This is a genomic window from Micromonospora sp. PRAS1 (assembly GCF_059553435.1).
On sequence record NZ_JCANNB010000013.1, the window covers coordinates 38,069 to 61,458 of the forward strand.

Annotated in this window: 22 protein-coding genes; 6 read left to right on the forward strand and 16 right to left on the reverse strand. The window is 72.7% G+C overall.

Annotated features, from left to right (window positions below; translation table 11 throughout):
* Window positions 1-131 precede the first annotated feature (131 nt).
* Window positions 132-668 carry a phospholipase gene (locus AC507J_RS14510; RefSeq protein ID WP_496289675.1) on the forward strand — a complete coding sequence of 179 codons (537 nt, stop codon included), beginning with the start codon at window positions 132-134 and terminating at the stop codon, window positions 666-668.
* A gap of 56 nt (window positions 669-724) precedes the next feature.
* Here the strand turns inward: AC507J_RS14510 and AC507J_RS14515 are convergent, their stop codons facing one another.
* Both AC507J_RS14515 and AC507J_RS14520 read right to left on the reverse strand, forming a co-directional pair.
* Window positions 725-3,550, reverse strand: a complete 2,826-nt coding sequence (locus AC507J_RS14515) for an ATP-binding protein (protein ID WP_496289676.1) — start codon at window positions 3,548-3,550, stop codon at window positions 725-727.
* A gap of 157 nt (window positions 3,551-3,707) precedes the next feature.
* On the reverse strand, window positions 3,708-3,926 hold the full coding sequence (locus tag AC507J_RS14520) for an FmdB family zinc ribbon protein (RefSeq protein WP_496289677.1): 219 nt from the start codon (window positions 3,924-3,926) through the stop codon (window positions 3,708-3,710).
* 56 nt (window positions 3,927-3,982) lie between these two features.
* On the opposite strand from AC507J_RS14520, the gene AC507J_RS14525 reads away from it, so the two are divergent.
* Both AC507J_RS14525 and AC507J_RS14530 read left to right on the forward strand, forming a co-directional pair.
* Complete coding sequence (locus AC507J_RS14525; RefSeq protein WP_496289678.1) at window positions 3,983-5,353, forward strand: lytic transglycosylase domain-containing protein; 1,371 nt, start codon at window positions 3,983-3,985, stop codon at window positions 5,351-5,353.
* Window positions 5,354-5,425: 72 nt separating this feature from the next.
* Window positions 5,426-6,442, forward strand: coding sequence for a GNAT family N-acetyltransferase (locus tag AC507J_RS14530; RefSeq protein ID WP_496289808.1), 1,017 nt, complete (start codon window positions 5,426-5,428; stop codon window positions 6,440-6,442).
* Window positions 6,443-6,529: 87 nt separating this feature from the next.
* Here the strand turns inward: AC507J_RS14530 and hemB are convergent, their stop codons facing one another.
* The 7 genes from hemB to AC507J_RS14565 form a co-directional block, all read right to left on the reverse strand.
* On the reverse strand, window positions 6,530-7,513 hold the full coding sequence (gene hemB / locus AC507J_RS14535; protein WP_496289679.1) for a porphobilinogen synthase: 984 nt from the start codon (window positions 7,511-7,513) through the stop codon (window positions 6,530-6,532).
* Window positions 7,514-7,530: 17 nt separating this feature from the next.
* On the reverse strand, window positions 7,531-9,111 hold the full coding sequence (locus AC507J_RS14540) for a bifunctional uroporphyrinogen-III C-methyltransferase/uroporphyrinogen-III synthase (RefSeq protein ID WP_496289680.1): 1,581 nt from the start codon (window positions 9,109-9,111) through the stop codon (window positions 7,531-7,533).
* Entirely contained in the window at window positions 9,108-10,103 is a 996-nt protein-coding gene (gene hemC / locus AC507J_RS14545; protein ID WP_496289681.1) for a hydroxymethylbilane synthase, read from the reverse strand. Before hemC ends, AC507J_RS14540 begins: the two co-directional genes overlap by 4 nt.
* Before the next feature lie 25 nt (window positions 10,104-10,128).
* On the reverse strand, window positions 10,129-11,457 hold the full coding sequence (locus AC507J_RS14550; protein ID WP_496289682.1) for a glutamyl-tRNA reductase: 1,329 nt from the start codon (window positions 11,455-11,457) through the stop codon (window positions 10,129-10,131).
* Window positions 11,454-12,224, reverse strand: coding sequence for a redox-sensing transcriptional repressor Rex (locus AC507J_RS14555; RefSeq protein WP_496289683.1), 771 nt, complete (start codon window positions 12,222-12,224; stop codon window positions 11,454-11,456). The genes AC507J_RS14550 and AC507J_RS14555 overlap by 4 nt, the downstream gene beginning before the upstream one ends.
* Before the next feature lie 368 nt (window positions 12,225-12,592).
* Window positions 12,593-13,243: an HAD family hydrolase gene (locus tag AC507J_RS14560; RefSeq protein ID WP_496289684.1), complete on the reverse strand. Its 651-nt coding sequence runs from the start codon at window positions 13,241-13,243 to the stop codon at window positions 12,593-12,595.
* Window positions 13,244-13,282: 39 nt separating this feature from the next.
* Window positions 13,283-13,534: a glutaredoxin family protein gene (locus AC507J_RS14565; RefSeq protein WP_341717771.1), complete on the reverse strand. Its 252-nt coding sequence runs from the start codon at window positions 13,532-13,534 to the stop codon at window positions 13,283-13,285.
* Between the two features lie 550 nt (window positions 13,535-14,084).
* Here AC507J_RS14565 and AC507J_RS14570 point away from each other — a divergent pair.
* The 3 genes from AC507J_RS14570 to AC507J_RS14580 all read left to right on the forward strand — a co-directional run bounded on the left by AC507J_RS14570 (window position 14,085) and on the right by AC507J_RS14580 (window position 17,125).
* Window positions 14,085-15,032, forward strand: coding sequence for an ECF subfamily RNA polymerase sigma factor, BldN family (locus AC507J_RS14570; RefSeq protein WP_496289685.1), 948 nt, complete (start codon window positions 14,085-14,087; stop codon window positions 15,030-15,032).
* A 269-nt stretch (window positions 15,033-15,301) separates the two neighbouring features.
* Window positions 15,302-16,156: a DUF5667 domain-containing protein gene (locus AC507J_RS14575; protein WP_496289686.1), complete on the forward strand. Its 855-nt coding sequence runs from the start codon at window positions 15,302-15,304 to the stop codon at window positions 16,154-16,156.
* Window positions 16,157-16,255: 99 nt separating this feature from the next.
* On the forward strand, window positions 16,256-17,125 hold the full coding sequence (locus AC507J_RS14580) for an HAD family hydrolase (protein WP_496289687.1): 870 nt from the start codon (window positions 16,256-16,258) through the stop codon (window positions 17,123-17,125).
* Window positions 17,126-17,150: 25 nt separating this feature from the next.
* Here the strand turns inward: AC507J_RS14580 and AC507J_RS14585 are convergent, their stop codons facing one another.
* The 7 genes from AC507J_RS14585 to AC507J_RS14615 form a co-directional block, all read right to left on the reverse strand.
* Window positions 17,151-18,026: a lysophospholipid acyltransferase family protein gene (locus AC507J_RS14585; RefSeq protein WP_496289809.1), complete on the reverse strand. Its 876-nt coding sequence runs from the start codon at window positions 18,024-18,026 to the stop codon at window positions 17,151-17,153.
* 137 nt (window positions 18,027-18,163) lie between these two features.
* Complete coding sequence (locus tag AC507J_RS14590; RefSeq protein WP_496289688.1) at window positions 18,164-19,237, reverse strand: NAD-dependent epimerase/dehydratase family protein; 1,074 nt, start codon at window positions 19,235-19,237, stop codon at window positions 18,164-18,166.
* 116 nt (window positions 19,238-19,353) lie between these two features.
* Window positions 19,354-19,455, reverse strand: coding sequence for a 30S ribosomal protein bS22 (locus AC507J_RS14595; protein WP_007465623.1), 102 nt, complete (start codon window positions 19,453-19,455; stop codon window positions 19,354-19,356).
* Between the two features lie 224 nt (window positions 19,456-19,679).
* Entirely contained in the window at window positions 19,680-19,889 is a 210-nt protein-coding gene (locus tag AC507J_RS14600) for a helix-turn-helix domain-containing protein (protein WP_496289689.1), read from the reverse strand.
* A gap of 141 nt (window positions 19,890-20,030) precedes the next feature.
* Window positions 20,031-21,215: an ABC transporter permease gene (locus AC507J_RS14605; RefSeq protein WP_496289690.1), complete on the reverse strand. Its 1,185-nt coding sequence runs from the start codon at window positions 21,213-21,215 to the stop codon at window positions 20,031-20,033.
* A complete protein-coding gene (locus AC507J_RS14610) occupies window positions 21,212-21,931 on the reverse strand; it encodes an ABC transporter ATP-binding protein (protein ID WP_496289691.1) in 720 nt (239 codons plus the stop codon). The genes AC507J_RS14605 and AC507J_RS14610 overlap by 4 nt, the downstream gene beginning before the upstream one ends.
* Before the next feature lie 34 nt (window positions 21,932-21,965).
* On the reverse strand, window positions 21,966-23,354 hold the full coding sequence (locus AC507J_RS14615; RefSeq protein WP_496289692.1) for an efflux RND transporter periplasmic adaptor subunit: 1,389 nt from the start codon (window positions 23,352-23,354) through the stop codon (window positions 21,966-21,968).
* Window positions 23,355-23,390 lie beyond the last annotated feature (36 nt).

Sequence of the window (23,390 nt, forward strand, 5' to 3'; positions counted from 1 at the left end):
GTCTGTTTCAGCACTGGTCATCAATATTTCGTGCTTGTTACACCCAGCGGCTGCGGCATTGATCGAGACTGATGGCACTCCGGTGACTCGCCGGTAACTTTCCCACCGCTCACCCCCGCGGAGGTACCACCGTGCCCAGACGCCTCGTCACCCTGCTCGCCTCGGGCGTACTCGCGCTGCTCACCGCCCTCGCCGCAGCCACCCCCGCCACGGCGGCCGTCACCACCCAGCAGAAGCTCTCCGTGCTGTCCAGTTGGACCCAGACCAGCGCCAGCAGCTTCAACGCCTGGAACTCGGCCCGACAGAACCGGGCACCGTGGGCGGAATACAACTTCGACTGGTCTACCGACTACTGCTCGTCAAGCCCGGACAACCCGCTCGGGTTCAGCTTCTCGCTCTCCTGCTTCCGGCACGACTTCGGCTACCGCAACTACAAGGCGGTCGGGCAGTTCAGCGCCAACAAGTCCCGTCTGGACAGTGCCTTCTACGAGGACCTGAAGCGGGTCTGCGCCACCTACAACGCCGTCGTCCGGCCGGCGTGCCTCAGTCTGGCCTGGACCTACTACCAGGCGGTTTCCATCTTCGGCTCGGTCGCCGCCGTTTCACAGTCCGACATCGACCGGGCCGCCAGGATGAAGGCCGACGCCGAACTCCGCGCCCGCACCTGACCGCTACCCGGCCCGTACGCCCGCACGTCCCGGCCGGGATCCTGGCCGGGACGTGGTCAGGTGTGACCGGTGTGGCGGTCGGCGATGGCGGTCGGCTGGCGCGGGATGGTGCCGCCGGCCCGGCTCGCGAACCGGGCCGAGTCGGCGGCCAGGTCGGGATGCTCGACGCCGAGCGCCAGCGCGACCGCTTCGTCCAGCCCCAACTCGGCACCCTCGCCGTACGCCTCGTCGAAGGCGGCATCGCCCAGCGCCCGGCGCAGGGCCGTCTGCTGCTCGGCCCAGTAGCCGTCGTAGATGCCGGAGGCCGAGCGCAGACCCGCCCGGGTCGCCTGTGCCGCACCGAAGAGCCGGGCCGCGGTCAGCGCCTCACCGCCGGCGGCGCAGCGCACCGCGATCGCGTTCAACGTGTCGCAGGCCCGCCCGTGGAAGCCGTGGTTCATCCGCGAACGCAACGCCGCCAGCAGATGCTCGTGCGCCGCAACCAGGTCACCCCGGGCCAGCGCGACCATGCCGAGCAGCATGTCCACCGACCGGCGGCCCCGGTCGACCGGCCGGGCCGCCTCGACCGGTCGGGCCGCACCGAGCAACTCCGCCGCCTCGTCCAACGCGCCGCGCCGCCACAGCAGCTCGGCCAGCCGGAGCACGGCGAAGAGCGCCTCGGCGTCGACGCCCTGGTCGTGCGCCCAGTCGATGACCTCCCGACAGACCCGCTCCGCCTCGGCGAACTGTCCCATGTCGACAAGCGGCGCCGCGCGCCCGGCGAGCACCCGGGCCAGCAGGCCCGCGTCGCCAGCCTGGCGGGCCGCCGCCTCCGCCCGCTGCGAGTACCGCAGTTCCTCGGCGAACTCGCCGTCCGCCCCGGCGTGCAGGGAATGCATGTGGTACGCCGCCGCCAGTTCTCCCTCCGGAATGGCCTCGCCGGTCTCGGCGACCCGACTGTAGAGCCGGAACAGCCAGAGCCGGCCCTCCCGGGCCAGCCCGCGCTCCCGCCACCACTGGTCCAGCCCGCCGGCCAGCCGCAGGCCGGTGCGCGCGCTGCCGCCCGTGGCGCACCAGCGCAGGGCGGCGCGCAGCTCACCGGCGAGTGGGTCGAGCGCGTACAGCGAGAGGGTCACCGGTTGCCCGTTCGGGCCGAGGTGCGCCCGTTCCAGGGCATGCTTCGACCAGGCCACGTGCCGGTTGCGGGCCGCACGCTCCTCGCCGGCCTCCGCCAGCCGGCGGGCCGCGTACGCACGGATCGGGTCGAGCATCCGGTAGGTGCAGCCGGCCACGTGCGGCTCCGCCACCACCAGGGACTTGTCCACAAGTACGGAGAGCGGGTCCAGCGGATCGTCGCCGAGCAACCACTCCACCGTCGGCAGTTCGACCGGACCGGCGAAGACCGCCAACCAGCGCAGCAGCCGCGCGGCGCGCGGTCCGAGTGTCCGGTACGACCAGGTGACGGTGGCCTGCATGGTCAGGTGCCGCTCGACCGCCGACCGTGCGCCGGCCCGGCTCGTCGGAACCGGTGCGGTGGCCGGAAGGCTCGCCGGCACCGGGTCGCCGTCCGGCTCGTCGCCGTCCGGCCCCGGACCGACCGGTGGCTCCGGAGTCTCCCGTCCGGCATCGAGGGTGCCGAGTACGTCGTCGAGGCGTTCGGCGAGTTGCCCGACCGAGAGCACCCGCAGGCGGGCAGCGGCCAGCTCGATGGCGAGTGGCAGGCCGTCCAGCCGTCGTACCACCCGGCGCAGGTCCGCAGACTCGGCCGGATCGGGTTTCCGGCCGCCCCGGGCCGCAGTGGTGCGGTCCAGCAGCAGCGCGATCGCGTCGCTCTCCGTGCCGTCGGGTGACGGGTCGACCGACAACGGCGGGATCCGCCACACCACCTCACCGGGCAGGGCCAGGGGCTCCCGGGTGGTCGCCAGCACCCGGATGCCACCGCCACCGGCGAGCAGCCGGGAGACCACGTCCGCGCAGGCCGCCGGCTGGGCGTCGCAGGTGTCGAGCACGATCAGCATCCGGCGGGCGGCCGCGTACTCCACGAGCGTGTCGACCATCGGGCGGCCCGGCTCGGGACGTAGCCCGAGTACGGCGGCGATCGCGAAGGCCACCAGCCCGGGGTCGGTGACCGCGGCTATGTCCACGAACCACACGCCGTCCGGGTACTGCTCGACCAGGTCGGTGGCGAGTTCGACGGCGAGTCGGGTCTTGCCACCCCCGCCGGCACCGAGCACGGTGACCAGCCGATGCCCGGCCACGAGCTGACGCAGCTCGACGCGTTCGGCTTGCCGACCGACGAACGAGGTGACCTGGATCGGCAGGTTGTGCGCCACCGCGTCGGCGGTACGCGGCCGGGGGAACTGCCGCTCCAGTCCGGGCGCGACGAGTTGGAAGAGCCGTTCCCGGTCGTCGAAGCCACGCAACCGGTGCAGGCCGAGGTCGAGCAGGGACGCGCCGGCCGGCAACGGCTCGGCGCGCCGCGCCGTGGCGGCGGAGCAGAGCACCTGCCCGCCGTGCGCGGCGGCGGCCACCCGGGCCGCCCGGTGCACCTCCGGGCTGGCGTACTCGCCGTCGCGCGGCTCCGCCCAGCCGGTGTGCAGGCCCATCCGGACCCGAGGCGCCGCCTCCGGGGTGGGCCACTCGTGGTCGCCGAGCGCGCGCTGAGCGGAGAGGCAGGCGGTCAACGCGGCACCGGCGTCACCGAAGGCCAGGAAGAACGAGTCGCCCTCGGTCAGCAACTCGGCTCCCTCGGTCGCCGCGATCGTCCGACGCAGTAGGCGGCGGTGCTCCGCGAGAACCGGCCGATAGCCCGGACCGAGCAGTTGCGCCAACCGGGTGGAGCCTTCGATATCGGTGAAGACGAACGTCACCCAGCCGGTCGGGAGGTGGATCCGTGCCGACATGCGTGGAACCTCCCCCCTGGCCTCAACTTGATACTTCCCGAAACCAGATCGTCACGCATCGTGAAAACGGCCGGTCGAGGCTCCGCCCCAAGGTGCCATCGGGACCGGCGTCCGGGCAAGGCACCGGCGTCACCCGGCCGGCCGCACCACGGTCACCTCAACAGCCGCACCCACCGCCGCAGCAACCACCACCTGTGGGCGCCGGCGCGCCACCACTGGCACCGCCGCCCCGCCCGGTCACCGCGACCGTGGACAGCAGTTTCACCGTGTCGGCGTGCCCCTGTGGACAGGACGCCGGTTCTCCGGCTCGGGCCATCGGGCGGTTGACCTCGAAAGTGTCGCCACAGGCGCGGCAACGGAACTCGTACCGGGGCATGGCATCAGGGTACGACCGGACCTGACTCTGGTGGACAGATGGGTGATACTCGACGGGTGGCAGACGGCGAAGAAGGTAGGACCCCTCGGCCCCTACGGCCGGCGACGCCGCGCGCCGAGGCCACCACCGACCGCCCGGCGACCAGGCTGCCGCGGCCCCGCCGCCCCTGGCTGAGGTCCGCCAGGACCGACGACCGGCCCGGCGCGAAGACCGACGACCGGCTCACCGCGAAAACCGACGACCAACCCACCGCCAAGACCGACGACCAGCCTGCGGCGAAGACCGACGCACCGCCCGCCGCCAAGACCGACGTGTCAGCCACCGGGGATGTGGCCGACGCGAAGCCCACCGGTGAGGCCGGCAAGAAGCCCACCGCCGAGGTTGGTGCGCAGTCCGCCGCCGGGGCCGCGGCCCCGGCTTCCACCGCTGCCGAGGGCGAGCGGGGCGAGTCCACGCCGGACACCGCTGCACCGGGCTCCCGGCGGCGCCGGGTGCGCTTCGCCCACGCCGTACGCCTGCCCGGACCGCGCGCCGCAGCCCGGGCGACCCGCGCCTGGTCCCGGCGGCCCGCCGGCCGGCTGACCCTGCCGGGGGTGTTCCTGCTCGCGCTTGTGGCGCTGACCGCGACCGCCGGTGCGCTGCTCGTGCCGGCCACCCTTGGCGCGTCCCGGTCGGTCTCGGCCGACGCCACCGCGAGCGGTTCCGTGGCCCCCGGCGACCTGCCGCCCTCCGTCGAGGTGCCACCGCCAGGTGCCGTACCGCCCGCGCCCGGAGACCTGCCGGCGCCGACCGGGACGCTGCCGCCGGGCGCGACACCGCCCCTGGGCGCGGTTCCTCCGGCCGCGTCGGGTGGTCGTCCCTCCGATGCCCTGGCCGGCTGGGCTCAGCAGGTCGGTGCCAAGGTCGGCATCGACCCGATCGCCGTGCAGGCGTACGGCTACGCCGAGCTGGTGCTCGCCCAGACCGAACGGAGCTGCGGCCTGAGCTGGACCACGCTGGCCGCGATCGGCTTCGTGGAGTCGCGCCACGGGCAGGCCAACAACGCCCGCCTGGGCCCCGACGGCCGGGCGACTCCGGAAATCATCGGCCTGCCGCTGGACGGGCAGGGCGGCCGGATGCGGATCGCCGACACGGATCGGGGTGAGCTGGATGGGGACACCACCTACGACCGGGCGATCGGGCCGATGCAGTTCATACCCACCACCTGGCAGGAGATCGGCGCCGATGCGGACAACGACGGTCGCAAGGATCCGCACAACATCCACGACGCCGCCCTCGCCGCCGGCATGTACCTCTGCAAGGGTGGCCGCAACCTCACCATTCCGGGTGACTGGTGGAACGCCATCCTGTCGTACAACGATGTCCGCAGGTACGCCCAGGATGTCTTCAACACCGCCAACCGGTACGGACAGGCCAGTCGCACGTGAAGTGATCGTCCGCATACATTGGAGAACTGGACACTTCCCCCAGGCTGTCGTTAACGGCAAGCTAGACGGGTGATGGTGCGCGAGTGGGACCCCAGGACCGCGTCGTCCGTCGAGATCGCGTCGCTGCTGGACACGCTGAACGCGGTTCTGGCGGCCGATCTCCCGCAGGACCCGTCGTGGCGGGAGAGTCGCTTGCGGGAATACCTCGCCGAGGTGATGCCGGGCGAACGGCGGATCTCGTGGGTGGCCCAGGCCGAGCCCGACAGCGACGGGACGCCGGGTGCCATCCTGGGTCATGTGCACGTGTTGCTGCTGGGCAACATCGGCGTGCTGGAGGTGCTCGTACACCCCTCCATCCGGCGGCGCGGGCTCGGCCGGACGCTCGTCCTGCGCGCCGCCCGCCGGGTCTACCAGGAGGGCTTCGAGTCGATCGGCGTTGAGGTCGTGGGCGACACCCCGGCCGTCGGCTTCTACGAGTCGCTCGGCTTCTGCCGGGAGTACGTCGAGACCCGCAGCGTGCTCGACCTGGCGACCGTCGACTGGACCGAGTTGGCCGAGATGTCCACCGGCGTCGGCGCGGGCTACCACATCCAGTTCCACCCCGGCGGTCCGCCCGACGAGCTGATCGAGGCGTACGCGCGGGCCAAGGCCGAGCTCCGGGACATCGAGGACGGCGAGCTGCGACCCAGCTCGTACGATCCGCAGCGGCTGCGCGACAGCCTGGACTGCCTGCACCGGCGGGGCATGAAGCCGTACATCGTGCTCGCCCTGCACGAGCAGTCCGGCGAGGTGGCCGGCCTGACCGAGGTGGTGGTGCCGGCCCAGCATCCGACCCGTGCCGACCAGTACGACACCATCGTGGTGCAGGACCACCGTGGCTACGGGATCGACCGCGCGCTCAAGGCCCGGATGCTGCTGGAGCTACGCTCGGCCGAGCCGCAGCTGACCGAGGTCCAGACGTGGAACGCCCAGGCCAACGAGGCGATGCTCAAGGTGAACGCCGAGTTGGGTTACCGCCCCGACCGGGACTGGTGCGAGTACAGCGTCGACGTGGCGGAGCTGGTCCACCGCCTCGACCACTCCCGCTGAGCCGTCCCGGGCGGCGTTCGGTAGTCCCAGGTCCACGGATCGGGGGGCGCTGACGGCGAGGGGTGATCGCCAGGGTTGCCCGGGGGCTCAGTAGCGCTGGCGGAGCAGTTGGGCGGCCTCGACGGCCCAGTAGGTGAGGATGATCTGGGCACCGGCACGACGAATCGACGTCAGCGTCTCCAGCATCACCCTCTCACGGTCGATCCAGCCGTTAGCGGCGGCCGCCTCGACCATCGCGTACTCGCCGGAGACCTGGTAGGCGGCGACCGGGACCTGCACGGCGGCCCGGACCGCCGAGACCACGTCGAGGTACGGCAGTGCCGGCTTGACCATCACCAGGTCCGCGCCTTCGGCCACATCCAACTCGACCTCGCGCAGGGACTCGCGCAGGTTCGCCGGATCCTGCTGGTAGGAGCGGCGGTCACCCTCCAGCGCCGATTCCACCGCGTCCCGGAAGGGACCGAAGAAGGCCGAGGCGTACTTGACGGCGTACGCCAGCACCGCGACGTCGGTGTGGCCGGCCGCGTCGAGCGCGCGGCGTACCACGCCGACTTGGCCGTCCATCATTCCGGACGGCCCGACGACCGCCACCCCCGCGGCGGCCTGGGCGACCGCCATCTCGGCGTACGAGGCGAGGGTGGCGTCGTTGTCCACCGAACCGTCGGGGGCGAGCAGACCGCAGTGCCCGTGCGAGGTGAACTCGTCCAGGCAGAGGTCACTCATCACCACCGTGGCGTCGCCCACCTCGGCGACCACGTCCCGGATCGCGACGTTGAGGATGCCGTCGGGGTCGATGCCGCCCGAGCCGCGCTCGTCCCGCGTCGTCGGCACCCCGAAGAGCATGATCCCGCCGACGCCGGCCTGTACCGCCTCCACCGCGGCCTTGCGCAGCGAGTCGCGGGAGTGCTGAAGCACCCCGGGCAGCGAGCCGATGGCCCGTGGCTCGGTCAGCCCCTCCTTGACGAACATCGGCACGACCAGCTCGGCCGGGTCGAGACGGGTCTCGGACACCAGCCGCCGAAGCGCCGCGGTGCGGCGCAGCCGGCGAGGCCGGATTTCCGGGTACGACATGCGGGTCTCCCTGACGGCTACCGGAACCTCAACGCGGTCGGGCCCTGCACCTTCGAACCGCGACGCTGCTTCGCCGGCATGGCGGCGAGCTTCTCCCGCAGCTCGACGGCGTAGCCGGCGAGCGCCTCCACCAGGTCGGGCACGGAGGCGTTCGGCGGCTGGACGTCGACCCGCAGGCCGAACTCCGTGGCGGTCTCCGCCGTCTTGGGCCCGATGACGGCAACCACGGTACGCGCGTGCGGTTTCCCGGCGATGCCGACCAGGTTCCGGACCGTCGAGGACGAGGTGAAGAGCACCGCGTCGAACCCGCCCGACTTGATCGCGTCCCGGATCTCGGCGGGCGGCGGAGCTGCCCGGACCGTCCGGTACGCGGTCACGTCGTCGACCTCCCAGCCACGCTCGGTGAGCCCGGCGGCAAGGGTCTCGGTGGCGATGTCGGCGCGCGGCAGCAGCACCCGGCCGACCGGGTCGAGCACCTCGTCGTGCGGCGAGAACTCGGCCAGCAGGCCCTCGGAGGACTGCTCGCCGCTGGGGATCAGCTCCGGCTGGATGCCGAAGGCACGGACCGCCTCGGCGGTCGCCTCGCCGATACAGGCGATCTTCACGCCGCCGAAGTGCCGGGCGTCCAGCCCGTGCTCGGCGAACTTCTCCCAGACCGCCCGGACCGCGTTGACCGAGGTGAAGATGACCCAGGCGTACCTGCCGTCGACCAGGCCCTTCACCGCCCGCTCCATCTGGGCCGGCGTACGCGGCGGCTCCACGGCGATGGTCGGCACCTCGCACGGGATCGCGCCGTACGCGCGCAGCCGAGCGCTCATCGCGCCGGCCTGCTCCTTGGTCCGGGGAACGAGCACCTTCCAGCCGTACAGCGGACGGTTCTCCCACCAGCTGAGCTTGTCCCGCTGGCCCACGCCCTCACCGACGGTAAGCACGACCCGGCCGGTGAAACCGAGTGCCGCCGCGACGAAGGAGTCCACGGTCGACGTGGTGGTGTACTGCGTCTCCCCGGTGCCGTCGCCGGTCACTCCGACGGCGGTGCCGCCGTCCACCCCGGCGGCGAGCAGCCCGTCGCGGATCGCGGCGAGATCACCGGCGTCCACCGCGAGCGCCAGCGAGCCGCGCTGCACGGCTGCGGCCAGCGCCTCGAAGTCCAGGGTGCTGACGTCCTCGACGTCGGCGGCGGTACGCACGCCCGGCAGGGGTACGCCCGCGTAGGTGGCCACGCCCTCGGCCTGGCCGACGCCGGGCACCACCTCGAAGTGCGCGGCGGTACGCGCCACCGCCTGCACCTCCTTGACCACCGAGTCGTGGCCGAACGGGTCGCCGGCCACCAGGTGCACCGCGTTCTGCCCGGAGCGGGCGGCTGAGATCAACACCTTCGCCACGTCGCCCGGCACGCCTTCGGCCGGGGTGAACTGGGTGTCGGTCTTCGCCTGGGCCCGGACGACGTCGAGCAACGACTCGGGGACTCCCCGGTCGTACACCACCTGGTCGGCGTCGACCAGGGCGTCGTGCGCCCGGCGGGTCAGCAGGCCCGGGTCGCCGGGACCGGCCCCGACGAACGCGATGCGGCCTACGGGCTTACGGGTGCGGGTCATTCTGTGCTCCCAAATTGCTGGGTCCCCGGGCCGTCGTGTCCTTGCGGGCCGAGGATCGAGTCGGCGCCGAGTTCGAGGAGTTCGGCGGCGAGTGCCTTGCCGATCTCCGCCGCGTCGGCGGGCGTTCCGGTGCGGGACAGCCGGATCTCACGGGTGCCGTCCGGGCTGATCACCGCCCCGCGCAGGTAGATCTCCTGGACAACATCGCCTTCGGCGCCGGAGCCGGTTGGCTCGCCTTCGGCGACGACGGCGTAGGCGGCGACCGGAGCGGAGCATCCGGCCTCCAGGGTGGCGAGCATCGCCCGCTCCGCGGTGACCGCGGCGCGCGACGGTGCGTGGTCGAGCGTGGCGAGCAGCTCGACCAGTTCCGGATCGTCGATCCGGCACTCCACGGCCAGCGCACCCTGGGCGGGCGCCGGCAGCATCAGCATCGGGTCGAGCGTCTCGGTGATCACGTCGGTCCGGTCGATGCGGGCCAGGCCCGCCCGGGCCAGGACGACGGCGTCCAGGTCGGCCTCCGGGCCGAGCACCCGGGTCAGCCGGGTGTCGATGTTGCCCCGGATCGGGGTGACCGAGAGTTGTCGGCCCAGCGCGTGCAGCTGGGCGATCCGGCGCAGCGCGCCGGTGCCGACCTTCGCTCCGCCGCCGAGTTCGGCAAGCGTCTGACCGTCCCGGGCGACGAGCGCGTCCCGCGGATCCTGCCGGGGCGGCACTGCGGCGATGTGCAGCCCGGCCGGCGGCGCGGTGGGCAGGTCCTTGTACGAGTGGACGGCGAAGTCGATCGTCCCGGCGACGAGCGCGTCGCGCAGGGCGGAGACGAACACGCCGACACCGAGCCGGTGCACCGGAGCGGTGGAGCGGTCACCGGCGGTGACCACCTCGACCAGCTCGACCGGGCGGCCGGTGCGGGCCGTCAGGGCGTCGGCGACGTGCCCGGACTGGGCCATCGCCAGCTTGCTGCCCCGGGTACCGAGGCGCAGTGCGGCGCTCATGACGGCACTCCGTTCCGCTGCTCGCTCATCGTTCACCTTCCGCAGCTGGAGTGATGTCGGGGACGGTGTCCACCGGCGAGGTCTGTGGGACCTGGAGGTCGAACAGCTCGCGCAGCAGCGCCGCGTACTGGTCGCCACCGGGCTCGGCGGCGAGCTGGCGGACCCGCACGGTCGGCTGGTGCAGCAGCCGCTGGACCACCCGGTGCACGGTACGGGCGATCTCGGCGCGCTGGTCGTCGGTGAGGTCGGGGCGGCGCTGCGCGAGTCGGCGCAACTCGGCGCCCACCACGTCCTCGGCCCGCCCGCGCAGGGCGGCCACGGTCGGTGCCACGTCGGCCCCGCGCAGCCAGGTCAGGAAGGACTCGACCTCGCCGGCCACGATCCGTTCGACGGCGGCGGCGTCCGCGACGGCCGGTCCGCCGGCGAGCAGCGCCGCCATCCGGTCGATGTCGATCACCTCTACCCCGGCCAGCTCGGCCACGCCGGGGCCGACGTCGCGCGGCACGGCCAGGTCGAGCAGGACCAGTGGCCCGCGTGCCGGGTCCCGATCGGCCACCGCCTCGGCGACCACCGCGTGGGTGAGGACCGGCTCGGCGGAGGCCGTGGCGGCCACTACGATGTCCACTGTGGAGAGAGTGTCGACCAGTTCGGTCATCGGTCGCGCGGTCGCGCCGTACGACTCGGCCAGCCGGACGGCCCGCTCGGCGCTCCGGTTGGTCACGGTCAGCGGCCCGGCGCCGAGCCGGGACAGCGTCGCCACGCCCAGCGAGCCCATCGCTCCCGCCCCCACGACCAGCGCGGGACGGCCGACGAGGTCGTCGCCGAGATGACCGGCGGCCAGCCCCAGCGCGGCGGTGACCACGCTCTGGCCGGCCCGGTCGATGCCGGTCTCCGAGTGCGCCCGCTTGCCGACCCGCAGCGCCTGCTGCATCAACTCGTGCAGCAGCCGCCCGGCGGTGTCCGCCTCGCCGGCCCGGTGGTAGGCGTCCCGGAGCTGGCCCAGGATCTGCGCCTCGCCGATCACCATCGAGTCCAGACCGGCGGCGACCCGGAAGACGTGGTTCACCGCGGCGGAGTCGAAGTGCACGTAGAGGTGGTTGGCCAACCCGGCCGGCTGGCAGTCGGCCTGATCGGCGAGGACGGCGCAGATGTCACCGAGACCGCCGTGGAAGCCGGACACGGCCGCGTAGACCTCCACCCGGTTGCAGGTGGAGACCAGCACGGCCTCGCTCACGTACGGCTGCGCGACCAGCCGGTCCAGCATGCCGGTGAGACCGGCCGGGGGCACCGCGAGCCGTTCCAGGGTGGCGACCGGCGCGGTGCGGTAGGACGCGCCAACGACGAGGAGTTTCACGTGCCGATCGCCTCCTGGCTCTCGGTGACCGCGAGGCCGCCCGGCAGGGCGGTCAGGGCGGACCCACCGGTGGTGGGGAGCGCGGTCAGGGATGCCTTGCGGTGCTCATGAAACGACAGGATCTGGAGCTCGATGGCGAGGTCGACCTTGCGCACGTCGACCCCGGAAGGAACGGAGAGGACGCAGGGCGCGAAGTTCAGGATGCTCGTCACGCCGACCGCCACCAGCTGGTCGGCCACCTGCTGGGCGGCCGGCGCCGGGGTGGCGATCACCCCGATCGCGATCGACTCTTCGGCGGCCGCCCGGGGCAGCTCGTCGATGTGCCGCACGACGAGGCCGTTGATCTCCTCACCGACCCGGCCCGGGTCGGCGTCGAAGAGCGCCGCGATCCGGAAGCCGCGGCTGGCGAAGCCGTCGTAACCGGCCAGCGCGTGACCGAGGTTACCCACGCCCACCAGGGCGACCGCCCGACGCTGGGTGAGGCCGAGCACGTACTCGATCTGCTCGATCAGCAGCGCCACGTCGTAACCGACCCCGCGGGTGCCGTACGAGCCGAGCTGGGAGAGGTCCTTGCGGAGCTTGGCCGAGTTCACCCCGGCGGCGTTGGCCAACCCTTCGCTGGACACCGTCTCGTTACCGGTTTCGGCAAGGTTGTGCAGCGCACGGAGGTACTCGGGCAGCCGGGCCACGGTCGCCTCAGGCAGATCCGGAAGCGCCGGTACGGCACCGGCGCGACCGGGCGCGCCAGGGTGGCGTTGCTGACTCATGAGACTCCGTGCGGTGCGATCCTTGACCAACTCCACCGGCCGGCCAACTCGGGACTCCCGCTGGCGACCGAAATTGCCGGCTGTGCTAGCAGGACGCGTCGGAATTACAGAGTAGGCGCTTGTGAAGACGTGCACAAATCGCGATCTTGTTGGCACGCACCGCGCCCCCACCAGCCCCTCCGTTCCGCAAGATCGATGATGATCCCCGCCGGGACCGCCCGCGCGATTATTGCCCAATCCCGACTTCTCTGACCAATCACGCGCAGGTCGCCGCAGCCCTTCGTCTTTTTCGATCATGGAGTTTTCGGCTCGGCCGCCCGATTCCGAGCGCCAGAATTCATGATCGACCCGAAACCGCGGGGCTGCCGTCAACGCAGGGTGGTGGCGAGGGTCACGGCCTGCACGAGGGTGTCGGCGACCGGATGGCCGGAGGCGTCCAGCCGGGCCCGGTCGGTGAACCCGCCGGCGTAGAGGACCGCGCGACCGCCGACCGAGATCGCGGCGTCAGCGTCGTCGATCGAGTCGCCGATCAGCACCACCGACCGGCCGTCCACGCCGAGCCCGGCCAGGTGCCGGGCCAACGACTCGGCCTTGCGGTCGCCGCCGACCTGCGCCCGCAGCCCGTCGACCCGGGTGAAGCGCCCGGTCAGGCCGTACGTCTGCACCGCGGGCACCAACTCGTCGTGGAACCACATGGAGAGCAGCGACTGGCTGCCCGACCAGGCCGCCATCGCGTCGAGAGCGTCGTGGGCGAGCTCACAGGTGGTCAGCCCGAGGCGGTACGCGTCATGGAAGGCCTTGTCCAACCGGCCGAACGTCTCGCCGTCCACCGCCCGCCCGAGCACCTCCGCGTAGTAGTCGGCGATCGGCCGCCGGAAACGCACCCGATGCTCCGCTGCGGTCACCTTCGGCCCGCCTTCGCTGACGAAAACGGCGTTGGTGCAGGCCACCACGAGGTCGAGATCGTTGAGCAGGGTGCCGTTCCAGTCCCACACCAGATGGGTACGTGCAGGGGTCATCGCCGCACCCTATCCGGGACGCCACTCGCCCGGGGAGGGTCAGAGTTGCGGGGTGGTGAGATCCCGCAGCAGCCGCTCCTCCTCGACCCGCCAGTAGCCGTGCTCCTTGCCGTCGAGCAGCACCACCGGCAGCCGGTCGCCGTACTCGCGTTCCAACTCGACGTCACCGCTGACATCCCACTCGGTCCACCGGTCACCGGTGACCGCGACCACCCGATCGAGCGCCGCCTTGGCGTCCTCGCAAAGGTGGCAACCGGGCCGGGTGATCAAAGTCAGGCGGGGCTCACGCATCGGTCTCCTCCGTCGCGTCGGCGGCGTCCTGCATGCTGGCCGAGTCTGGCACATCCCCCGACCCAGTCCCGTGCACGGAACTCGGCGGCTGGGTACCCGACGACGCGCCGAGGGTGTGGCGACCGTGGCTGGAGCACCTCCCGCAGGGCCGAACCGAGGTCGGGCGACCCGTCGGCGCACTCGCCGACCATCGGCCTGACCTGCGGCGTCACCCGAACAGCAGGGATGTCGATTGTCAATCACCTCCCGACGGACAACCGGTCCGCCAGGCTCAGGACGGGTCGGTAAATACTTCGGCCCTGTGTAACGGACTTGCCACGCGCGGGTGACGTTGGCCCTATCATCACTCGGGTCGGCTCACCCCGTTTTGCCGTGAGTCGACACCCCTCAGCCCGAGGAGGCCCCCCGTGCCCGTTAGCGCATCGGACCAGCACCTCAAGGGGATCTGCCGCCCGCCGGCACCCCCCGGAGCCATCCTGCCCAACGGCGACCCGACCAATCGACCATCGCCCGCCGGCGCAGCGGTAGGCGACGGAACGGAGGCGGCACGATGACCACCTTCGGCTTCGCGCACCGCCTGGTGGGCCTGACCGGCCCGGCGGCACGTACCCCGGTCAACGAGCGGACTGGTGGCCATCGTCCGCCGGAGAACGCGGGCAACCTTCCCGTCCGGGACGAGGGTGCCGCGAAGCGGGTGGGCAGCAGGCCACATCAGAACGAGCCGCCGCATCGACCATCGGCGCCCGGCGGGAACGCGAGACCGGTAGGTGGCCGGATCGCCTCACCGAACCGACCAACCATGCCGGCCCAGGCCCGACGCGGCGGAGATCCGCCGGTCACTGACCTGCCGGCCGCCGAGACCGCTGTCCTTCCCGTCGTGCCCGCCGCGCCCGGCGCCTCCACCGGATTCCCGAGTCGCCCCGATCCGTCCGATCCGGCCACCGAGGTGTGGGCCCTCGTCGAACGCGCCCAGGCCGGCGAGGCCGAGGCCTTCGGCCTGATCTACGACCGCTACGTCGACACCGTCTTCCGCTTCGTCTACTTCCGGGTCGGCAACCGGCAACTCGCCGAGGATCTCACCTCCGACACCTTCCTGCGGGCGCTCAAACGGATCGGCAGCTTCACCTGGCAGGGCCGTGATCTCGGGGCCTGGCTGGTCACCATCGCCCGCAACCTGGTCGCCGACCACTTCAAGTCCGGTCGCTACCGGCTGGAGGTGACCACCGGCGACGTGCTCGACGCCGACCGCGAGGATCGCGGCCCGGAGGGCAGCCCGGAGGCGGCGGTGGTGGAACACATCACAAACGTCGCCCTGCTCACCGCCGTCAAGCGGCTCAACCCGGAGCAGCAGGAGTGCATCGTGCTCCGCTTCCTCCAGGGCTTCTCGGTGGCCGAGACGGCCCGGGCGATGGGCAAGAACGAGGGTGCCATCAAGGCACTTCAGTACCGGGCGGTCCGGGCCCTGGCGCGGCTGCTTCCGGATGGTTTCCAGCCGTGAGTCGCCGGACCGTCACCGCCGTTCGCCCAGGCGGGCGACCGAGTGACGGCGGCTGGTGATTGATTTGCGACATATCGCATCCGGGCGGCCCGTAACCGGAGGGCGGCGCGGAGCGTTTTTCCGGGTGCGACCGGTGACGGTTCGGGACCTCCGGATCCCCCGGATGACGGGCGACGGCGCCAGCGGCCTCCGCTGCGGCGTCACGCGGTCATCGGTCGCTGCCGGTGACCGCGGCCGATCGGCCGCGTCCAGCGAGAGGAGGTGCCGCGGTGGACAACGCCCTCTTCTCCCGTCGGCGCGCCGAGCGCTTCGCGCAACTGCTTGACGAAGCCAACGGCGGCCGGCGCCATCACGTCCGATCCCGATCCGACGAGCAACTCACACCGCTCGTCTCGCTCAGCCGGCAGGTGGCCGCCGAGGTGCCCACCGCCACTGTGGATCCGGAATTCCGGACCGGCCTACGGGCGATGCTGCTGGCCACCGCCGCCCGGGAGGGCATCGGCGCGTCCGCCCGGCCGACCGAGAAGGCGAGCGCCGGCCGAGGCCCGCTGCTGCCGGCGGTCACCGCTCGCCGGGCCCGGGCCCGGGGCGCGATCCTGGTCGGCATCGCGGCCGGCGCCATCGCCGTCTCGGGCATCTCCGCGGCCAGCGAGAACGCCGTGCCGGGTGATGCGCTGTACGGCATGAAGCGTGGCACCGAGCGGGCCCAGCTCGCCCTGACCAGCTCCGAGGTCAACCGGGGCCAGCTCCTGCTCGACTTCGCCGGTACCCGGCTGACCGAGGCGTCCGCGCTGCGCGGTGACCGGACCGGCTACAGCGGGGTGCTGGACGACATGGACTCGGACACCCGCCAGGGCGTACGCCTCCTCACCGAGGCTGCGGCACAGCGTTCGGACGCCACACCGCTGGACGCGGTCGATACCTTCGTCAGCCGGCAGCGCCGAGCCCTCGACACACTTGCCGACGGTGCGTCCCGAGCCGACCGGGAGCGCACCTCGCGGTCGCTGCGTCTGCTGGAGTCGGTCGCCGAGCGCGCCGACGCGCTGCGCGCCGCCATCGGCTGTGGCCAGCCCACCACCACCGCCAGCGACCACCTCGGCCCCACTCCCGGCACCTGCCCCTGAGCGACGGTCACCGCCGCACCCGTGACCGGGGTGGCTGACCGTTTCGCCGGATACCCTCGGACCGGGGGGCAGGCCGGCGGGCAACGTGAGGGGGAACGGGTGGCGCGCAGCCGCAAGGTGACCGTCAGCACCGACGCGCACGGACACACCACCGGTTGGGCGGAGACCGAGCCCGCCCCGCCGGTCGCACCGGATCCGAGCGCCGCCGCCTTCTTCGACGTGGACAACACGATGATGCAGGGCGCCTCGATCTACTGGTTCGCCCGTGGTCTTGCCGCGCGCAACTACTTCACCACCACCGACCTGGCCCGGTTCGGCTGGCAGCAGTTGCGTTTCCGGCTGCTGGCGCGGGAGCACGCCGGGGACATGTCGCAGGCCAAGGAAGCCGCGCTGGCCTTCATCGAGGGCTGGCGGGTGGAGGATGTCGAGCGGCTCACCGAGGAGATCTTCGACGAGCTGATGGCACCCCGGATCTGGGCCGGCACCCGACGGCTGGCGCAGGGGCACCTCGCCGCCGGCGAACGGGTCTGGCTGGTCAGCGCCGCCCCCGTGGAGATCGGCCGGGCGATCGCCACCCGGCTCGGCCTGACCGGTGCGATCGGTACGGTCGCCGAGGTGATCGACGGCGCGTACACGGGTCGGCTGGTCGGCGACCTGATGCACGGCCCGGCCAAGGCCGAGGCGGTCACCCAGCTCGCCGCGGTGGAAGGGCTGGACCTGAGCCGCTGCGTCGCCTACAGCGACTCCGCAAACGACCTGCCGATGCTCCGCACGGTCGGTCGGGCGGTGGCGGTCAACCCGGACGCCGCCCTGCTGCGCCAGGCCCGCCAGCACGGCTGGGAGGTACGCGACTTCCGCAGCGCACGCCGAGCCGTCAAGATCGCTGTGCCGTCGACCGCCGCCGCCGGACTCGTGGTCGGCGCGGTCAGCGCCGGCGTGGCGCTGCACCGCCGCCGCCGTAGCGACTGACCGCCTGCCGGCCCGGCTCCCCTGGTCAGGGGCCGAACGGGTCCGGGCGCCGCTCCAGCAACTGGTGCAGGGTCTGCTGGATGGTCTCCCGCACTTGGTCGGCGAGGTTGAAAACGACAAGCGGGTCGTCCGCCGACTCGGTCAGGTGGGCGGTCGGGATCGGCGGGCAGAACTGGATGAGCCACTTGCTCGGCAGCGGCACCATGCCCAGCGGGCCGAGCCAGGGGAAGGTCGGCGTCACCGGGAAGTAGGGCAGCTTGAGCAGCCGGGCCAGCGGCTTGATGTCGGCGAGCATCGGATAGATCTCCTCGCCGCCGACGATCGCGACCGGGATGATCGGGGTGCCGGTACGCAGGGCCGCCGAGACGAAGCCGCCCCGACCGAAGCGTTGCAGTTTGTAGCGCTCCGCGTACAGCTTGCCGACGCCCTTGAAGCCCTCCGGGAAGACGCCGACGAGTTCGCCACCGCGCAACAGCCGCTCGGCGTCCGGATTGCAGGCCACCGTGCCACCGGTCTTGCGGGCGATCTCCGAGACGACCGGCATCCGGAAGACCAGGTCCGCGCCGAGCAGGCGGAGGTAGCGGTGGGCCGGGTGTTCGTGGTGCAGGGCCGTGGAGAGGATCAGCGCGTCCAGCGCCACAGTGCCGGAGTGGTTGCCGACCACCAGCCCGGCCCCGTCGGCGGGTACGTTCTCCAAGCCGCTGACCTCGGTGCGGAACCAGTCCCGGTAGAGCCGCCGCAGCAGCGGGTGGAGGACCGCCTCGGTCAGCTCCGGGTCGAAGCCGAACTCGTCCACCTCGTAGTCACCGGCGAGCCGTCGGCGCAGGAAGGCCAGCCCGCTGGCGACGCGCCGGTCCCAGACGTCACCCGGCTGATCGGTCCCGGCCGAGCCCGGCGGCACGGCCGGGCGGTGCCCGTTGGACGCGCCCGGATCGGGCTCGGCGGCCACCGGTGCCGGCACGGCGAACCGCTGGTCGGCGGCGCGGGAGTCGTTGACCCGGGCACGCCGCTCGGCGTCCTGCCGCTCCTCAGGCCCGGTCACGACCGCTCCCGTACGGCGGCGCGGACCTGCCGTATCCCGTCGAGCACCAACTGCTCGGCGGCGGCCAGTTGCTCCCGGGTCACCACCGCCCGACCGTGGTGTGCGCGGATGAAGTCGTCGAACGCGGCGGCGGTCGAGCGGGGGGTGAAGCCGTACTCGTCTTCGAGCCGGGCGATGTCCACCACCCGGCCGTGCACGAAGAGGTCGACCTGGTCGAGCCCGTATCGGCCGTAACCCATCGTCCGGGCGAGGGCGACGGCACCGGAGAGCCCCGGCTCCAGCACCGGCACGGCAATCCGGCCGGCACGCCGGATCGCCTGGGAGAGTGCGAGCACCCCGGGCCCGGCGACGTTGTAGGTGCCCGGATGGTCCTCGGTGACGGACCGGTGCAGCACCTCCAGCGCGTCGTCGAAGTGCAGGAACTGCAACCGGGCGTCCCGACCGAAGATGGTGGGCACCACGGGAAGGGAGAAGTAACGGGTAAGCGTCGTGTCGGCCGTCGAGCCGATGAACGGTGCGAAGCGCAACACGGTGGCGGTCACGTCGGGACGCCGGCGGCGGAAACCGCGGACGTACCCCTCGATGTCGAGGATGTCCCGGCCGAACCCGCCGCGCGGCACCTCCCGGGGCTCGGTCTCCTCGGTGAAGACGGCCGGATCCCGGAACGAGGCCCCGTAGGCGGCGGTCGAGGAGCGGACCACGAGCTTGCGCAGCCGGGGGGCCCGTTGGCAGGCGGCGAGCAGCTGCATGGTGCCGATGACGTTCTGTTCCTTCATCGCCGCCCGGCCGCCCTGCTGCGAATCCGGGGCGCTGACCAGGGCCAGGTGCACCACGGTGTCGACGTCGAGGTCGGCGAGGAGCCCGCCGACGGCCCCGGCGTCGACGCGGACCCGCTCGACCCGGTCGAGCAGGGCGCCCACCTCGGGTGTCGGCTCCGGCACGTCGACGCCGATGACCCGGTCGATCCGGGGGTCGGCGGCCAGTCGGGCCGCGACGTGTGCGCCGAGGTAGCGACTGACCCCGGTCACGACGACAACCCCCGGAGGGCTCGATGAGCCGCCGGGGGTCATGTCTCGCACCTACCCCGGCAGCTGAGACCGAGCCGGGACAGCCACGGCCTGATCACCTGAGCCTCCGAGGGTCGACAGTTGGCAAGTCACGGCGCCGGGCCGCAGCCCGGCCGCCGTCACTTGCCGAGACGGCGACGCTGGACGCGGGTCTTGCGCAGCAGCTTGCGGTGCTTCTTCTTAGCCATGCGCTTGCGGCGCTTCTTGACCACCGAGCCCATACGACAGCCTTTCAATGCAACGTGCGGCGCGACCGGAAGACGCCGTGATCCAGTGGCGTCGGCGACCGCTTGCGGACAGTCGGATCGGACCGGCGGGGTGGGCGGCAGGGCGCACCAGCGGTCACGATCGCCAGTCCAGCGTAGCGGGGTCGCGTCAGCAGGACCAACGCGCCCCCGGTCGATGCCCCTTCACCGGGCTCGACGAGGCCGGGCACGGCGGCTGGTCAGGCGGTCTCCTGGAAGGCACCGCGCAGGTATTCGTGCACCGCGTGCTCGGGCACCCGGAACGACCTGCCGACCCGCACGGCGGTCAGTTCACCGCTGTGCACGAGACGGTAGACCGTCATCTTGGACACCCGCATGACCGTCGCCACCTCCGCGACGGTGAGGAACTTGACATCCGACAGCCGACCGTCGGACGGCGACCCGGCCATGGCTCACCCGACCCATCCCATGCCCGGCGCGTGCCGCCCCACAGGTCATCCCGCACGGCCGGCAACGCGCGTGTTACCAGTACGGTAGCGGGGCGGCTGTGACCGGCGCGATCCCTTCCTGCAACTGATCATTAAATCGGGTCACTCGGCCCGGAGTGCGACCACCGGATCGAGCCGACCGGCCCGTTGCGCGGGCACCACGCCGAAGATGATGCCCACCGCCGCCGACACGCCGAAGGCCAGCGCCAGCGACCACCAGGTGACCGCCGCCGGGATGGGCGATACGGCGGCCACCAGCAGCGCACCACCCACGCCGAGGGCCATCCCGGCCAGCCCGCCGATCGCGGTCAGCAGCACCGCTTCCAGCAGGAACTGCACGCCGATGTCGCGGGGACGGGCCCCGACCGCCTTACGCAGCCCGATCTCCCTGGTCCGTTCCCGCACCGAGACCAGCATGATGTTTGAGACTCCGACGCCGCCGACAAGCAGCGAGATGCCCGCGATGGCGGCCAGTACGCCGGTCAGGATGCCGAGGATGTCGCCGAGTACGCCGAGGATCTGCTCCTGGGTAACCGCGCTGAACTCGGTACCCGGATGCCGGCTGTTCAGCTCCGCCACGATCCGCTCGCCGAGTTCGTCGATGCGTTCCCGGTCCGGCGCCTTCACCGCGATCGCGTCCACCCGCTGGGTGCCGTACAGCCGCTGTGCCGCGGTCACCGGGATGTGCACCTCGTCGTCCCGGTCGACGCCGAGGCTCTGCCCCAACGGGGCGAAGACACCGATCACCCGGAACCGGACACCCGCCACGTTCACCTGCTGGCCCACCGCCTCCCGGTCGGGGAAGAGGACCCGGGCGACCGAGTCGCCGAGAATCGCGACCCGCCGGCCGGTGTCCACGTCGGACCGGCTCAGGTAGCGGCCCCGGGCCACGTCCCGGGCGAAGACCGTCGGGGTGGTCTCCAGCACCCCCTGCACCGTGGTGAAGTCCTGCCGGGTGCCGGCGCGTACGGTCGCGCCGGAGGCGACGGTCACCGCGACCCGACCGGGATCGCCGACCACCCGGCCGACGGCCTCCACGTCCTGCAACGTCAGCGGGGAGACCGCCGGTGCGGAACCCACGTCGAGCCGCCCCGGGACGACCAGCAGCAGGTTGGAGCCGAGCCCCTCGACCTGCTGCTCGACCGTCTGCTTGGTGCCGGTGCCGATGGCCACCAGCAGCACCACGGAGGCGACCCCGATGATCACGCCGAGCATGGTCAGCAGGCTGCGCATCCGGTTGGCCCGCAGCGCGTCCGACGCGACCCGCCACGCCTCGGCCAGCCTCACGAGCCGCCCCCACCCTGCACCGGGTCGGCAGCGCTGTCGGCGACCACCAGCCCGTCGCGCATCGCGATCCGGCGGCGGGCCCGGGCCGCCACCTCCGCGTCGTGGGTGACCATCACCAGCGCCACCCCCGACTCGGTGTTGAGCCGTTCCAGCAGTTCCAGTACGGCCGCACCGGTGGTGCTGTCCAGGTTGCCGGTCGGCTCGTCGGCGAGCAGCACGGTCGGGTCGGTGACCAGGGCTCGGGCGATCGCCACCCGCTGCTGCTCGCCCCCGGAGAGTTGGTTCGGCCGGTGGTCCAGCCGGTGTCCCAGGCCGACCCGCCCGAGCATCGCGGCGGCGCGCTCGCGCCGCTCACGGGCTCCCACGCCCCGGTAGACCAGCGGGAGCGCCACGTTGTCCACCGCCGAGGTACGCGGCAACAGGTGGAACGCCTGGAAGACGAAGCCGATGGTCTCGTTGCGCAACCGGGCCAGCTCGGGCGCGGAAAGCTCGCCCACCGCCCGACCACCGATCACCAACCGGCCACCGGTCGGCCGGTCGAGGCCGCCGAGCAGGTGCATGAGGGTGGACTTGCCCGACCCGGAGGGCCCGATAAGCGCCACGTAGTCGCCGGCCGAGATCGTCAGCGTCACCCCGCGCAGGGCCGGTACCGAGAACCCGTCCAGCTGGTAGGTGCGGGACACATCGACCGCCTCGATCGCGGGTGCCCCGCTCATCGCGCCGCCTCGGTCCGCCGGCCGGGACGCCGGCTCATCCCACCTCCTGGCCATCGCGGACCTGGTCGGTGCCGCGGACCACCACCCGGTCGCCCGGCTGCACCCCGTCGACGATCTGCACCAGGTCCTGGCCCTGTACGCCGACGGTGACCACCGCCCGGTCGGCCCGGCCCTCCCGGACCAGCCAGACCGCGTCCCGCCCGTCCATCGAGAAGATCGCGGAAGCGGGCACGGTCACCGCGTCCGCCGCCTGGCGGACCCGCAGCCGCAGCACCGCGTTCATCCCGGGTCGTGGGGTCGGTGCCGGTTCCGCCTCACCGAACTGTCCGGTGCCGAGGGCGAGCCGGACGCGGTAACTGACGCCGCCTCGGGCCGACGTGCTGGGCAGCACGTCGATCGAGCGGACGGTGGCCGGGTACGTCGCGCCGGGCACCGCGTCCAACTCCACCGTGCCGGCCAGGCCGGCCCGGACCAGCAGCACGTCCGTCTCGTCCACCTCGGCCAGCAGGCCGAGTTCGCGGGTGTCCACCACCGTCAACACCGGGGTTCCGGCGGTGACCCGCCCACCGACCGGGACGGCGGTGTCCACGCCCGGCGGCGGTCCGGCCGGTGCACCGCCGAGCGCCGCCGGGTCGAGCCCGGGTGGCAGTCCACCCGGCGCCTCGAGCAGCCCGGCGAGGGCACCCGCCGGGGCGGCGCTCACGCCACCCGGCTGCACCACCCCGGCGATCGGGGCGCGCAGCGTCAACGCGTCGACCGTCGCCTTGGCCAGGTCGTACGCCTGCTGGGCCTGGAGTCGTTGGGCGGTGGCGAGCGCGCCGACTGCCGAGTTCAGGTTGCGTACGCCGCGCTGCACCTCGCGTACCGCACGGTCGGCCGCCCGCGCGGCGGCGTCGTACTGCCGCCGGGCGGACTCGACCTGTGCGAGCAGTGCCTTCCGCAGCTCCGGATCGCTGATCTTCCTGGCGGCGGTGCGGGCGGCGGAGTGCGCCTCGGCCGCGGCCCGGTCGGTGCCGCGCAGCGAGCCGGCAAGGTCGCCACCGCCACCGCCCCCGGCCCGCTTCGCCGCGTTGAGCGCCGCGCGGGCCTGGCGGAGCCGTTCGCGCGCCGACGGCGAGCTGACCACGGCGAGCACCTGGCCGCGCCGGACCCGCTGGCCCGGCTCGACCCGCAGGCTGGCCAGGGTTCCGTCGGCGGGCGCGGTGAGGGTCGCCGCCGCCCGGGCGGTGACCGTGGCCGGGGCGTCGATCTCCTCGGTGACCGGGGCCAGCGCCGCCGAGGCGAGCGCGATCGACGGCTCGTCGGTACCGCAGGAGGCGGCGCTGGTGAGGGTCAGGACGGCGACGGCGAACAGGGCGGTGAGCAGGCGGGGCCGCGAGGCGGCGGCCGGCCGCGGCAGGTCGAGGCGGCGCACCCGGCCCATGCTACGAGCCGACGTCGATCCGACCGCCGCACGCCC